Annotated in this window: 1 pseudogene; it reads left to right on the top strand. The window is 65.7% G+C overall.

The window, feature by feature from the left end:
- Nucleotides 1-138 (top strand): annotated as a pseudogene (locus EOD29_RS33610) (BioY family transporter); the annotation flags it as partial.
- Nucleotides 139-251 lie beyond the last annotated feature (113 nt).

Here is a 251-nt window from a genome sequence, read left to right as displayed (position 1 = left end):
GTCGCAGGCCTCGGCTTCACGAAAGCCTTCGTCGGCTCGATGGCCTTCATTCCGGGCGATGTGATCAAGGCCGTCGTCGCCGCCCTGCTCGGCCGCGCCGTCATGGTCGGCTATCCCCTGCTGCCGGCGCGCGCTTGAGCGTTTAGGGCCTATCCATAGCGTCAGTGGCCGCCTTCCACCGAAGGTGGCCACTGCGTATTAGAGGATGTCGCATGGATGCTCGGGGCAAGCCCGAGCAGGACGGAGAGTGG

This window comes from Mesorhizobium sp. M1A.T.Ca.IN.004.03.1.1 (assembly GCF_003997555.1).
GTDB lineage: Bacteria > Pseudomonadota > Alphaproteobacteria > Rhizobiales > Rhizobiaceae > Mesorhizobium.
This window is presented reverse-complemented; position numbering and strand designations above follow the sequence as displayed.